Below are 13,125 nucleotides of genomic sequence, written 5' to 3'. Positions count from 1 at the left end.
GCTGCACAACTCCAAAACCCTTATCTATCAAGGCTTTGAGTAGCATGGACATTGGCTCATCTTCAAGAACATAAGGTAAAACCCTTTCATACCCTTGCACCGCTATCAGGGAAAATGTATCATTGCTCCCCCTGCTCCCCCAGCTTCCCCGGCTTCCCCTGCTCCCTACCCCACTACAAGACTTATTCAGCAACCCCTAATTCGTAGGCGGCGGATGCCAATGTGTCAGCAGCCGCGTAGTTACCCTGCTGATGGAGTAGTTTAGACCAAGTATCCAAAATCTCCCAATCGTGGATTCCTTGAGACTTGAGAGACGCGATCGCCTGGTTAACCTGTTGCTGTATCTGTTGGGTACGGGTTGAATCTGTATTCAAGACTTTTGGGTAATCCAGTTATGGCAAGTGGGAAAAGAGTTGAATTAATAGAGGAGCAGTGCAAAGCAAAGCCACATCAATGACGGTAATGGTTGCGGTGCGAATCCAAGAGGTGTTCATAATGCCCCTTCCTTTAAACCACGATAGGTTTGAGATGAACTATTGCATCCTACGCGATAACGCCTGTGATGATCTAGATGTTTCCATCACAGGATAATTGTGATATTCAGCATAGGATAGTGCGATCGCGTCCTCTGGAAATTGCCGGGAAAATTCAGTCCTGGCTTAGGATTAAGCCGTTGATGACCTTGATTTGTAGCTGAGGAGTTATTGTCATGAAACTTAAAAAAACTTCTCAATCCCTTCTCTGAAGAACATGCCGTTGTGAATGAATGCAAGCGGATCGCCCTTGCAGCAAAACCAAAGGTGTTTCAAGGTAATCGATGCCCTAACGCGATCGCGATCGAACCCGACACCACTAACATTGCCCCCAATAACCCTAAACCTGTCCACTGTTCCGGTGCAACCCATCTGGGGATAAAGCGCGAAGCCATCCAAACTGAACTTAATGTCACCAACGGTGTAAGTGCCAATACCGCACTCACTCGCGAGGCTTGCCAATGTTCCAAAGCTTCTGCAAACGCCCCATACGCAATCAGGGTATTTAATCCACAAAACAGGAGTAAACTCAGGTGTAACGGACTCAAACTGAGAAGGGATTGCGGTGTCGTTAGCGGCGTGAATAATAAAGCACAACCGCCATAAATTACCAGCATTATCGTCGTAGACGGTAATTTATGCAAAAGCTGTTTTTGTGCCAAAGCATAAATTGCCCAAGTTACAGCAGCTAAGACGATAATCATATTACCCAATAGATAGGTAGAGCGTGAGGTGATTACAACTTGGAATCGATCATGGAAAAATAGAGTAAATCCCAACACCAGAATACCCACACCAATCCATTGACGCAGAGTATAATGTTCTTTGAAAACCACCAAAGCGCCCAAACCAAAAAACATGGGGGCTAACTGAATCAATACTTGGGCATTTGTAGGAGACGTTTGCCCTAACCCTTGCAAAAATAGCAGGTAATTACCTCCTAAAAAAAGAGTCGCGATCGCTAATAGTCCCAGAGACGCTGACCGCAGTTGCTGTAATGACGGAAACTGTTGTCTTGTGGCTAAAAAAAGCGCCAGCAATCCAAAAGCCATAAGAAAACGAAACCAGGTGATTGTATAAACATCCAAAACCTGAAGAGTTATGGTTAGCGCTAGAGGGAGAATCCCCCACATAAATACAGTAATTAAAGATAGCGCTAATCCCAAGCGCCAGCGACCCGAAGTTTGATGGAGTGACATGAATATAAAAAAAGTAAAAAGTCATGTAGAGACGTACTTTTGAAGCGTCTGCCAATTGTAGGGGCGGGTTTAGCCACTCAACTTGAATATCACCGATAACATTTAGAACAAAACCCGCCCTTTCCTAAATTGAAGGTATAGGCTGTAATGCATTTAAATTGGGTATTAGTAGCGAGCAAGATGCAAAGCCTGCGGCATGGCTTCGCTAAACGCACTACAAGGATCTCGCAATTCTTGACATTATGGTTTAAATGCCGAACAGCTTAGGCTGTAGCTTAACTTAACACAAATAGCACTGAAATAAGCATTTGGGGAGCGCCAAAACCATTTATCTATCGTAGGGTGGGTTTCGACTTCGCTCAACCCACCAGCATACCAGTCAGTGACATTCAACTTAAAACTAATGCCAACCCCAATTCCCAATCCCGATTAAAAGAAATCCGGCATCCAAGGTAATGAGCCAGAAAATAGTGAATTAGCTCTTGACAAAGCTGCTGCTGTACTATCCAAATACCCCATCCGTTGCAGTTGCTCAGGTGTAAATAAACTGGTAAACAGAGAAGCCAACGCCCCTACATGCAAACGGAATTCACCAGTCCCTCCCGGCGTGACTTTCCCGCGTCCCTGAGACACACTCAAGATAAAGTTACCGTTATTAGCGGCAAATAATTCATCCTGAACCTGTAAATGTAATTCAGTTTCAATCTCTAAAGGATATCCTCGTTTTTCCAACGCTTTCGGAACATTAAGAATCCGCAGCATCCAACGTTCTTGCTGGCGAATTTGAGCCGTTTGTTCCACTAAGGGTAAAGTTAAACTATCCATCAACGAACTATACCAACGTACTTGCCTCACCTGAGAACGATGATCCGCACAGAATGTCCAAAAACGCCGTGCGGCGGCTGGGGTAAGGAATGCCCAATCTTTAATATTCAGCAATAAGCCCTCAGCGTTTGAAGATTGGGTACAAATTACATAGCCTTCCGGTTGAGATTCAGCACCGATAAGATAAGCATAAACCGACTGATCATTTGGTGCTTCAACCAGATTTTGCCAAATGGCTGGATTTCGATTTAAATTACCATTGGTTGTTTGCGCTTGTTGAGAATACAAGTCCTGAAAAATCTCGTAGCGTACAGGTTTCACCCTGAACATCGGTAAAGTGCGATCGCGCTTTTGAATTGTCTGGGTTGGTATCTGCCAACGACACCGAATCCCTGCTTGTTCATAGCCGACTTTGCGGTAGAGAACTTGAGTAGCGGCGTAGAGGGTGGAAATGGGTACGCCTTGCTGATGAAGTTCTTGGAGTGTGCATTGCATCAGTTTATAAGCTGCCCCTGTACCTCGATACTCTGGGGCAATGCCAACGGCGGCAATTCCTGCCATGGGTATGGACTGACCCCCGTACCATTGTCCCATGGTATAAATGGCTAAACCGCCAACAATCTTTTCCCCTTGACGAATGAGACGGAAATTATCTTGACCGATACGATTTAGGTAAACTTGCCAATTGTTTAGGGAACTACCAAAACATTGCGTCAGTAGTTCCCCAAGTTGTTCAGCTTCGTCTGCGTTGGAGATGCATCCATAATCAAGTTGAGCGCTGATAACCATTTTGCACTCTCATAATACTGTTTGTATGTAATTGTAATACATTATCGAGAATTTCCTTATCGGTTATGGATGAAAACCCTGTAAGGACGGATTTAGATGCTCTTAAATGGCAGACAAAACCCGCCCTTGCACAAACTGCTGTGTGAAAGCGCTTCTGAGGAGATTAATCAAAAAAAGGTTATCAATAGTGACAATTGTCACAGGACTAGAATAACTTGTGCTAATTTTTTCAGTTCAACGATACCAGATGGAGTCGGCGGCGTTGGCTTAAGCGACTTCTTGACTACAGGCAGGATGCGCTGTCAAAAACTTTGGGTTGTAGTATTTCACCCCGAGTTTATCCAATGTGGCGATCGCGCTATCCATGGCTTCCTTAATCCAATCATTTGGATCAGGGGACTTTGCACTGAGTTGGTAATCCGTTACATACGGTTCGCACTCATCGGGCTCATAAGTGCCGGAAGCTCGACAAATACACACGTAGATGGTGTTATCAACATCTGGATTTGGCATCTCAATTCTGATGTAGTGATTCAGATAGAGCAAGGTTGACATGAACATGAGCCTAATCTCTCCGTCTTTGCTAAAGGGATTTACATCTCTTAATTAATATTACTTTTATTTTTATTCAATCCCCATAATTTCGCTTCCGCCAAATTTTTGGATTATTTTGTGTACTTTGGCGGATTGACAAATGTTACACTTTTGTGTAAACACATAGAGTTAATTTTTTTTAGATTACTCAAAAAAAATCAATATATTTTTGATAAACTAATGATTATACAACAAAACTTAATCAAATGCAGTACAGTATACCCACGTTAGCAGATGAGCTAACCATGAACCATGAACCATGAACAATGAACAAATATTGAATTATTTACGACTGATAACTATATAAGTCATCATGTCCCCCTTTCCTTTAACCGGAATTTGCCCTCGCTGCTCAAATAAAAACTTGTCCTTACAGAGTTTGTATGTCATTTCTGTAACCTGAATCTTGTCAGGAATACCATGAGACTCCATGCGGCTAGCGGTATTAACCGCATCTCCCCACAAATCATAAATAAATTTCTTGGTGCCAATTACTCCAGCAATCACAGGACCACTATTGATCCCAATCCGCAGACAGAAATTTTCATCCTGAAATTGGTTAAAGCGAGCAATGGCGATTTGCATATCTAATGCCATTTCGATCATGGTTTCAGCATGGTCTTTGCGAGGAGTGGGAATACCACTGGCGATCATATAAGCATCGCCAATTGTTTTAATCTTCTCTAACCCATGTTTTTCCGTTAATTGATCAAATCGGGAGAAGATCTGATTTAATAAGAAAACCAATTGTGTGGGCGGCATCCGCGCCGAAATATCGGTAAAACCAACAAGATCGGCAAATAAAATCGTCACATCAGCAAAGCGATCGGCAATGAGACAGGTTTCCTGTTTTAATCGCTCGGCAATGGGTTTGGGTAAAATATTCAACAATAAACGATCAGCTTTCTCCTGTTCCCAACGTAATGCCTTCTCAGCTTGCTTGCGTTCGGTAATATCACGGACAAAGGCACAGTTGTATTCCTTGCCGTTAAATTCCAAATAACTAATTCGCACTTCTACGGGGATACGTTTACCCGTTTTGCTGCGATGATGAGATTCAAGACAGAGGGAACCACATTGTTGAATAATCTGCCAATGATCTGACCAACTCTGAGCTGTAAAATTAGCATCAATCTCATGAATTTTCATCGACAGCAAATCATTCAGAGGATACCCCAACAACCGACAAGCGGCATAATTGACATACAATAACTTTCCATTTTGCCCAATCCAGAAAATTGCATCAGCCGCTCGATCAATTGAAAACTGCGTAAATCGTAAGGCGTCATTAACTGTTTCCAGTTGTTCATTCGCCGTTTCTAGTTGGGTTGTACGTTCAGCTAATGCTTGTTGAGCCAAATATTTTTCAGTGATATCATTGAACAACCAGAGGCGACCTTGAATATCTTTCCCATAAGTCGGCAAACTTGAGATACTCAGTACCACTGATTTGGGTTGACTAAACGTCCAGATCCAGTCGTGAATTTCTACTTCTGGTTGGGAAAAAAGCTGTGCCGCCTGTTTAGCAATCTCTTCCTGATTATCCGCGCTGCTGCGTAAGGTTGCCATCGCCTGGGCGATCGCACTCGGTTCCACGTCTCCCTGTTTTAATCCCAAAAGCTTTGCCCCGGCTGGATTTAGCCAACCTTGTCCGCCACTGATATCGACAAAGACGACTCCCTGAGGGATCTCTAAAATGGCATTGTAGCGGGCTTGGAGTTGTTCGAGGCGAAACGTGGTGGTTTGTAGGCGTAGAAGGGTGTGGAGTTCTCCGAGTAGTAAATCCAGGAAATGACGCTGGTATGAGGGTAGGTAAGTTTGGCGATACCAGAGTAATAAGATAGCACCTTGCTCCTGTGTCGTTTGTTCCTTCCGCAGGGGGAGTACCGCTAGAGACTTGGTACCTTTAGCGACAAGCACAGGGGCGGCTTTGGGCGTCGCCGGATAATTCCCATAGAATAGGGTGCGTTTATGGGTTAGGGCTTCAGCAAAGAGTTTCGGGGTTGTCAGTTGATTGGGTAGCGCCGTAGATGGGAAACTGACGAGTGATTGAGCCGTTACCTGATCCAGTTGACGCAGTGCGATCGCGGCGAGTACAGAACCCGCTGCTAATTTCCATTCAATCTCTAACAGGAAACGACGCACCAGCAAACCCGATGCGATCGCCAAACTCACTCCTGTGAGCCAAGGGCATAAGTAGGCATACCGACTAACCAGCAGCCAGCCAACGATCAAAATCAACCCGATTACAGACAGCGATCGGGGATTGGCTCCATCTCCATTGTCTCCTCTGCTTCTCGGTTCCTCTACTCCCTTATCTTGCCCCGTTTTTGTGGCGGTGAAGAGACTCAGAACCCAAGCAGGTAGAGGGAAAAAAACGATGACAGTAAAAACAATCGATCCTAGACTCAACGTTGAGATTCTGCTGGGATTAAGCGTATCTAGTCCAACCAGAATCAGCAATAGTCCGATTAAAAATCGCCTAAATGTAGGAAGCTGATTGGGATGAGCCAAGGACAACAATGAGCATTAACAATAAGTGAAGAAGAAGAATGTCGTTGACATAGAGTGTTTGTCATCAGAGCCAAAGCACTTCTAGCACAAAGGATGCCGACTACGAACTCCTGTTATCTCAACACCTTTTAAGTTAAGAACTAAAGACAAGCCGCGATCGCTTGTGTTACGGTATCTGGCGCACTCAAGTGAGGTAAATGACCCCATGCTTTTATATTGATTAGCTGACTCTCAGGGATGTTATCTGACATATACTGACCAACTTCTGGAGGTACAGCAACATCATCACTCGATTGTAGAATCAGAGTCGGTACATTCAGGCGCGGTAACTCTTTCCGGTGATCCGACTGGAATATAACTCGAGCAACGGCTTGGGCAATATCTGGACGAATAGCCGTCAGAGTATTCGCAAATTCCGTTGCCAGTTCCGGACGTTCAGGGTTTCCCATCACCATTGAGGCAAAACCACTCACCCAAGCATAGTAGTTTGCTGACATCGCTCCATAGAGTGCATCTAGGTCAGACTGATCAAACCCACCCACATATCCCACATCGTTGAGATACCGAGGAGATGCACCAACAAAAATAAGCTGGCTGAAGCATGAGGGATCGATGAGTGCAGCTAGCAAGCTAATCATACCACTGACTGAGTGACCCACCAAGATGGAGTTTGTAAGTTTTAACTCATGACAGATTTCCAGCAAGTCCTCGGCGTAGCTATAGAGGCTACTGTAGCGATGGGGACTATAGGCAGAAAAATCGGATTTTCCAGCACCGACATGATCAAAAAGGACAATCCGATAGTCAGAGGCGAAGGCGGCGACTTGATGACGCCAAGCGGTTTGATCTGAACCAAAGCCATGGGCAAAGATGATCGTCTGAGTACCTTCACCGAGGATATTGATATGATTGCGTTCTAATACACTTGTGGTCATAAGCGGGGTTTTCTAATGTAGGGGCTGCTGAATGTCTTGTGGTGGGGAGAGGCAATAGGGAATAGGCAATAGGCAACAGGAAATACCCAATTTCAATGCATGACAAAGGACGAGGAGATCGTCAAACACCATGAGAGACGCGATTCATCGCGTCTCTCCCCTGAAAATCCTGCATATAAAATTTGTCTTTCAAGAGACAGCGTGGAATGCGGCTAATATTTGTTTAGGTCTCAACGGAAACTTAAACCGTGAATGATTGGTAGATGCAACGGGTTGCGAGTCGGAAGCCTTCGCTTCTTTCTCCTCTAAACCATTCTCGTTTAACTCAGATACCGGAACTAACATGGAATCGTGAGAACGCACCGCCATTTCGCCTTGTGCTAATGCCTCTCGCCACTGACGCCCAGTTTTCCAAGCTTTAAACTTGGCAGCATTCCAACGAGGATTCACTGGATATCCCGCAAATCCACAACGCAAAGCGGCATGGTTAGCACTGGGAATCAGGGTATTGACCCAAACATTATCGGTTAGATCGATTAGCATGAAGTTTGGCTCCTTGGAAACTGTAGACATAAACTTCACCTCTCTATTGTTGTCAACCGAACAATTTTGTTGAGTATTATCAACTATTGTATTACGGATTGTTAAATAGCTACATCGCTTACTTGCGATTTACTTGTATTCACCTTCAACCGCAACATAGCCATTTCCGGAGAAACGCGCGATCGCGCCGTTCGTAGTGAGCGCTTTAGCGCTTCCACCGTTCGTAGTGAGCGCTTTAGCGCTTCCACAGTCAGAGATTGACTAGAAACCTTACCAGTCGTTTCTCTCAAGGCGCTGAAATCTAAAGGGTTTGGGATTTTTCCCACCCACGCCATTACCCTTTAGCAATGTAAAGAAACCTTAAAGATTTGTCAAACGTCTTATTTATACAAGCGTCCCCTAATCTGGGGTGACGTTCAATCCTAAATGTTCTCTGCACCCAAACGCAGGCGATCGCACATCTTTTCCCCGGTTACCCTACTGGGACGGACAAAGTTGGGACGGACAAACAATGCGAGTCGCTTCCCGATGCCCTCATACACCAGGGAGTGCGGATGGCGAGACTCGAACTCGCAAGGCTTACGCCACACGCCCCTCAAGCGTGCGTGTCTACCAATTCCACCACATCCGCATGGCTAACCTATTATATCAACTCTTTTGAGAAATTACGACTTCCCGACAATTTTGTTGAAATCCCACCAAAAAACGTCACTAATGATTCCTCAAGGATGCCACCAAAGGGGACAATCCCCCTTATCCTACTGAATACGGATATAGCAGCGCTGTTTTATGGACTTTGCCAAAATCTTAATTGCCAATCGTGGGGAAATTGCCCTGCGAATTCTCCGAACTTGTGAAGAAATGGGAATTGCCACCGTTGCCGTTCACTCGACCATCGATCAACACGCCCTCCATGTACAACTGGCGGATGAAGCTATATGCATCGGTGAAGCGCCCAGTAGCAAAAGCTACTTGAATATTCCTAATATTATCGCCGCCGCCCTGACGCGCAACGCCACCGCCATTCATCCCGGCTATGGTTTTTTGGCAGAAAATGCCCGATTTGCCGAAATTTGCGCCGATCATCAAATCTCTTTTATCGGTCCGTCACCTGAAGCGATGCGGGCGATGGGGGATAAATCCACCGCCAAGGAAACCATGCAACGGGCAGGAGTACCCACCGTACCCGGAAGTGAGGGATTGTTGAGTAGTGAACGAGAAGCCATCACACTTGCCAAAGACATCGGTTATCCGGTGATGATTAAAGCCACAGCAGGCGGTGGCGGACGAGGGATGCGTTTGGTTCCCGATGAGAGTGCCATGAGTCGCCTGTTTCAAGCCGCCCAAGGAGAAGCCGACGCCGCCTTTGGCAACCCAGGACTTTATCTGGAAAAATTTATCGTCCGTCCCCGCCATATTGAGTTTCAAATTCTTGCTGATAGTTACGGTAACGTGATTCATCTGGGAGAACGAGACTGTTCCATTCAACGGCGTCACCAGAAACTCTTAGAAGAAGCCCCTAGTCCCGCCTTAACCCCAGAACTGCGAGAAAAAATGGGAACTGCTGCTGTCATGGCTGCCAAGTCGATTAATTACGTCGGGGCGGGTACGGTTGAGTTTCTGCTGGATGCCATGGGTAATTTTTACTTTATGGAAATGAATACTCGTATTCAAGTTGAGCATCCTGTCACCGAGATGATCTCAGGATTGGACTTAATTGCCGAACAGATTCGGATTGCCCAAGGCGAACCCTTGAAACTGACGCAAGACCAAGTGAAGCTTCAGGGACACGCGATTGAATGTCGGATTAATGCCGAAGATCCCGATCGCAATTTCCGTCCTCAACCGGGGCGGATTAGTGGTTATCTGCCACCCGGAGGACCCGGCGTGCGGATGGATTCCCATGTTTACACCGATTATGAAATTCCCCCCTATTACGACTCATTAATCGGCAAGTTAATCGTATGGGCACCCAACCGCGATGCCGCGATTCGCCGCATGAAACGCGCCCTGCGTGAATGTGCGATTACTGGGGTTGCCACCACGCTGAGTTTCCACCAAAAAATCTTAGAAACTCCAGCGTTTCTCAGTGGTGATGTGTATACAAATTTTGTTGAGCAAATGATGGCAACCGCCCAATCTTAAAGGGTTAGGGGCAGTCAGTGGATCATGGTCAGTAATCCTTGCTGACCGACAAGAATCTCTCGCAGTAAGCTAACAATCCCAACCCAAATAATCGGCGTAATATCCACACCCCCAATGGGCGGCACCAGTTTGCGGGTTGGGACTAAAAAAGGTTCGGTGGGCAAAGCAACCAGATTGAAGGGGAAGCGGTTGAGATCGATCTGAGGATACCAGGTCAGGATAATCCGGAAGATGAATAGTAAGATAGCCAGTCCCAGTAAAGGGCTGAGAATCCATGTTGCCAGTGTCGCAGTATTCATGAGACAATTCCTAATTTCACAGAAAAGTATGGAAATCAGTTAGCCAGTGTAACGCAAGACTGGGATGAACTACTATCGCACTACGGGGATAGGGTAGGATATCCGTAAAATATGATCAAGTCTGTGATTTTGAGACGGATTCAGGAGAAATGCTAAAAAGTCTGAGTGTTGAAATCATATTTTCACCTCGTCAAAAGTTTACCCTGATTCGCGGCAGCCGCGATCGCGTTACGGTTTGCTGTAAAAACTTGGATTCCCGGAACAGTTACATAGTCACCATCATCAGTAATCACGTTCACGATTCCTGCTTGAGCTATTGCTTCGAGTATGAGCAGATCGTAACCATCAAGGGGTTGAGTCTGGAGTCTGACTAGAGATTTGTTAATGCTAACATCATCCACTGTAATATCAATACATGAAGCCATAGATGTAACTTGACTCCAAGCAGTTTGAACTTCGGTTACAACATTAGCTCTTTGCGATGGGTAGTTGTGGCGATAGTCTTTGGCTTTTATTGTGGCGGAAAAAATTTTTCGTTCTGTTGTCTCAATATTGTGTGCTAACTCTGCTAGGGAAAGACCACAGTATCGGAGTGAAGCTTGAACAGAAATAGCTTTCATTAAATAGGAGGGATACACATTAGTCTGATAAGATAGTGCTGAGGTACTAGCTTGGGTATAGGTGAGCCAGTACCAGACATTAGTGTCAACAAGAAAAATGTCATCCTGTTTTGGGATATCAGAGTGAATATCAAAAACCTCAGCCTGAACTGTGTAGTTGATTACCATCAAAGACTATTTGCTTGTTCGCTAACGACTTTATCTACTGCTTTGCGAGTATACTCATCTGAGTAATACCGCTTCGAGTTTTCAATCACCGCTTTGAGTACCTGTTTGCCAACTGGGTTGAGGTTAGACACTTTAAGCAAACGGTTGAGGGTTTCTGGTTTTATGTCTCCTAGCAATTGACCAATGGCAAAATTAAAAAAGGGGGAAGCAAAAAAATCTACTCCAGCAAAGTCTACCTCGACAGGATGATCGGCTATCAGTTCCGGGTGAATGAGTTGGTAAACGGTTTGACCATCTTCAAGAGTCATGCAGTATTTGCCCACTAGGTCGTGGATATTGTATTTTTTCATCGTTCTGACCTCCCTTTAGAACAGTGCCTCCTCGCTGGGTTCAGAGTTCAGCGAGTCTAGTGAGTAATAAGACTCATCACATTTAAGTGTGATATTGACCAGTGTTCCCTCAAAGAAAGTTTGACTACTTTGATACGTTTCTTGCGTTTTGTCAATTATGACATATCCATTATGACTGAAAATCTCCAGTTTTCCCTCATTCACCCTGACAAATTGTTTTAAAGAGTCAAGTCCTATGCCCCTTGCTATACCATGTTTGGTGGTTGTTCCCGGCTCAAATGCCCATTTGAGCGTCTCATCTGCTGATAAATCAGTCTGGTTCAAGAAATCGCGAACGTTGCGAGGAATACCAACCCCAAAATCGACTACGGTAAGTTTCAGTTCTCCCAGAGTGGGGTAGTGCTGTCCGCAACTAAAAACCCCAATATTTGTTTGTCCATGCTCGAAGGCATTTGCATAGATTTCCCAGACGGTTGAAACAATATGGTTTTTCAATAACTGATCGATATGAACCCAACCACGACCTAACCATTGTTCAGATAGGTAATCCCCTAAACCCGTTTTATCTAGCTCTCGGTCTTCTCTATATGGGATGGAGTTTCCTTCCCAAGGCTTTACACCCTCCCCAAAGATGTGCATAAAACCATTTTGTTGAAGATTTATCCGGATTCGATTGTCTAGTGTATCCCACTTGAAGCTAACCTTACGCCCCTGGGATTCAATTAAGCGGGCTAACCCACCGAGAAAAGCTACAGCATTTTGTCGTAGAAAGCTGCATCCAGAGAAATCGAAGACTACTTCCAAGTCTGTCTGGTTGACTTGCTGCCAAAGTTGAAACAGCAGCTCAAAGTCTTTCAACTCATCGTTGATAGTTAGAACTTGAAGAACTAGGCTCACAATTAATTCTGGAATGTGTGGTCAAGATATAGAGTATAGTTTAAACTTAGCCCAATCCCAGCGATGACTGAATTGGCGACGGCGGACACACCGACACCCAACAGGGTTAGCGATCGCACTCGTTGCCGATAGTGACGAGTATAGCGCTAGTCTAGCAACCCTGCCGTACTGCGACCAATCAGATGAACGGGTTGATCCAGGGAACTCTTTTTTTTCCCCATCTCCCTCAATGGCTGAGAAGCTGAGAAATATTTACGAAATGAAATATTTCTTAATTATTTCGTACTAATACTTAATTAAGTTAAAATCTCCCAGCTTGTAAAAACTAATACAGCTTATTATTTAGATTATTTTAAGGTAGGGAGTTGCCAAAGTCTTAAATAAATTAAAAAAAAGTTAGACTACCTAAATTGCTAATTTTTTGTTAGATAATAGAAGAGTATCCGGAAGCAGACGGGAATGTTAAAAGACTGTTAACGAATTCCGGAAATGACCGTCAGCCATATAGCCTGGGGGTTGAAAGTCGATTTATGTCCCCTAGACAAAACAACATTGACGTTGTTCAAAGAGGACTCAATTGGAAACTTTATGCTAATTCGATTGCCAAGAGAATTGACGTTTTGTAGTGGAAGAGACGAAATTGATAGGGGATTTGCAATAGATAAGGAATTAATGTTGAAGTTGAGCGCCCCAAACAAAAAAGATTACCCAGCA

General features: G+C 44.8%; 13 protein-coding genes and 1 tRNA gene. 1 reads left to right on the top strand and 13 read right to left on the bottom strand.

Annotated features, from left to right (window positions below; all coding sequences use genetic code 11):
• Nucleotides 1-182: 182 nt before the first annotated feature.
• From RH949_RS26835 to RH949_RS26795, 9 genes are all read right to left on the bottom strand, one after another.
• Entirely contained in the window at nucleotides 183-374 is a 192-nt protein-coding gene (locus tag RH949_RS26835) for a hypothetical protein (protein ID WP_006100926.1), read from the bottom strand.
• Nucleotides 375-805: 431 nt separating this feature from the next.
• Complete coding sequence (locus tag RH949_RS26830) at nucleotides 806-1,732, bottom strand: DMT family transporter (protein WP_006101020.1); 927 nt, start codon at nucleotides 1,730-1,732, stop codon at nucleotides 806-808.
• A 429-nt stretch (nucleotides 1,733-2,161) separates the two neighbouring features.
• Nucleotides 2,162-3,346 carry a GNAT family N-acetyltransferase gene (locus tag RH949_RS26825; protein ID WP_446357431.1) on the bottom strand — a complete coding sequence of 395 codons (1,185 nt, stop codon included), beginning with the start codon at nucleotides 3,344-3,346 and terminating at the stop codon, nucleotides 2,162-2,164.
• Between the two features lie 267 nt (nucleotides 3,347-3,613).
• Nucleotides 3,614-3,901, bottom strand: coding sequence for a hypothetical protein (locus RH949_RS26820; RefSeq protein WP_044206966.1), 288 nt, complete (start codon nucleotides 3,899-3,901; stop codon nucleotides 3,614-3,616).
• A gap of 321 nt (nucleotides 3,902-4,222) precedes the next feature.
• The gene (locus tag RH949_RS26815; protein WP_446357428.1) at nucleotides 4,223-6,454 is read right to left on the bottom strand and encodes an adenylate/guanylate cyclase domain-containing protein; all 2,232 of its coding nucleotides are present in this window, start codon (nucleotides 6,452-6,454) and stop codon (nucleotides 4,223-4,225) included.
• A gap of 140 nt (nucleotides 6,455-6,594) precedes the next feature.
• Nucleotides 6,595-7,389 carry an alpha/beta fold hydrolase gene (locus RH949_RS26810; protein WP_006100972.1) on the bottom strand — a complete coding sequence of 265 codons (795 nt, stop codon included), beginning with the start codon at nucleotides 7,387-7,389 and terminating at the stop codon, nucleotides 6,595-6,597.
• A gap of 189 nt (nucleotides 7,390-7,578) precedes the next feature.
• On the bottom strand, nucleotides 7,579-7,932 hold the full coding sequence (locus RH949_RS26805) for a hypothetical protein (RefSeq protein ID WP_446357426.1): 354 nt from the start codon (nucleotides 7,930-7,932) through the stop codon (nucleotides 7,579-7,581).
• Between the two features lie 101 nt (nucleotides 7,933-8,033).
• On the bottom strand, nucleotides 8,034-8,258 hold the full coding sequence (locus RH949_RS26800) for a hypothetical protein (protein WP_446357424.1): 225 nt from the start codon (nucleotides 8,256-8,258) through the stop codon (nucleotides 8,034-8,036).
• 223 nt (nucleotides 8,259-8,481) lie between these two features.
• Nucleotides 8,482-8,563 (bottom strand) — tRNA-Leu (locus RH949_RS26795).
• 158 nt (nucleotides 8,564-8,721) lie between these two features.
• On the opposite strand from RH949_RS26795, the gene accC reads away from it, so the two are divergent.
• Nucleotides 8,722-10,077 (top strand): acetyl-CoA carboxylase biotin carboxylase subunit, encoded by a 1,356-nt coding sequence (gene accC, locus RH949_RS26790; RefSeq protein ID WP_006100845.1) that lies wholly within the window; start codon nucleotides 8,722-8,724, stop codon nucleotides 10,075-10,077.
• Between the two features lie 14 nt (nucleotides 10,078-10,091).
• Here the strand turns inward: accC and RH949_RS26785 are convergent, their stop codons facing one another.
• The 4 genes from RH949_RS26785 to RH949_RS26770 form a co-directional block, all read right to left on the bottom strand.
• On the bottom strand, nucleotides 10,092-10,376 hold the full coding sequence (locus tag RH949_RS26785; protein ID WP_006100881.1) for a YggT family protein: 285 nt from the start codon (nucleotides 10,374-10,376) through the stop codon (nucleotides 10,092-10,094).
• 182 nt (nucleotides 10,377-10,558) lie between these two features.
• Nucleotides 10,559-11,164, bottom strand: coding sequence for a hypothetical protein (locus RH949_RS26780; RefSeq protein WP_446357421.1), 606 nt, complete (start codon nucleotides 11,162-11,164; stop codon nucleotides 10,559-10,561).
• Nucleotides 11,164-11,514 (bottom strand): STAS-like domain-containing protein, encoded by a 351-nt coding sequence (locus RH949_RS26775; protein WP_044206971.1) that lies wholly within the window; start codon nucleotides 11,512-11,514, stop codon nucleotides 11,164-11,166. Before RH949_RS26775 ends, RH949_RS26780 begins: the two co-directional genes overlap by 1 nt.
• A 15-nt stretch (nucleotides 11,515-11,529) precedes the next feature.
• The gene (locus RH949_RS26770; RefSeq protein WP_446357419.1) at nucleotides 11,530-12,411 is read right to left on the bottom strand and encodes an ATP-binding protein; all 882 of its coding nucleotides are present in this window, start codon (nucleotides 12,409-12,411) and stop codon (nucleotides 11,530-11,532) included.
• Nucleotides 12,412-13,125 lie beyond the last annotated feature (714 nt).

The organism is Coleofasciculus sp. A1-SPW-01 (assembly GCF_040217205.1).
Lineage (GTDB): Bacteria > Cyanobacteriota > Cyanobacteriia > Cyanobacteriales > Coleofasciculaceae > Coleofasciculus > Coleofasciculus chthonoplastes_A.
This window is presented reverse-complemented; position numbering and strand designations above follow the sequence as displayed.

Bases quoted from the DNA above. Each gene is read 5' to 3' on its own strand.
- RH949_RS26830 (WP_006101020.1), bottom strand. From the start codon at position 1,732: ATGTCACTCCATCAAACTTCGGGTCGCTGGCGCTTGGGATTAGCGCTA.
- RH949_RS26825 (WP_446357431.1), bottom strand. From the start codon at position 3,346: ATGGTTATCAGCGCTCAACTTGATTATGGATGCATCTCCAACGCAGAC.
- RH949_RS26820 (WP_044206966.1), bottom strand. From the start codon at position 3,901: ATGTCAACCTTGCTCTATCTGAATCACTACATCAGAATTGAGATGCCA.
- RH949_RS26810 (WP_006100972.1), bottom strand. From the start codon at position 7,389: ATGACCACAAGTGTATTAGAACGCAATCATATCAATATCCTCGGTGAA.
- RH949_RS26805 (WP_446357426.1), bottom strand. From the start codon at position 7,932: ATGCTAATCGATCTAACCGATAATGTTTGGGTCAATACCCTGATTCCC.
- accC (WP_006100845.1), top strand. From the start codon at position 8,722: ATGGACTTTGCCAAAATCTTAATTGCCAATCGTGGGGAAATTGCCCTG.
- RH949_RS26785 (WP_006100881.1), bottom strand. From the start codon at position 10,376: ATGAATACTGCGACACTGGCAACATGGATTCTCAGCCCTTTACTGGGA.
- RH949_RS26780 (WP_446357421.1), bottom strand. From the start codon at position 11,164: ATGGTAATCAACTACACAGTTCAGGCTGAGGTTTTTGATATTCACTCT.
- RH949_RS26775 (WP_044206971.1), bottom strand. From the start codon at position 11,514: ATGAAAAAATACAATATCCACGACCTAGTGGGCAAATACTGCATGACT.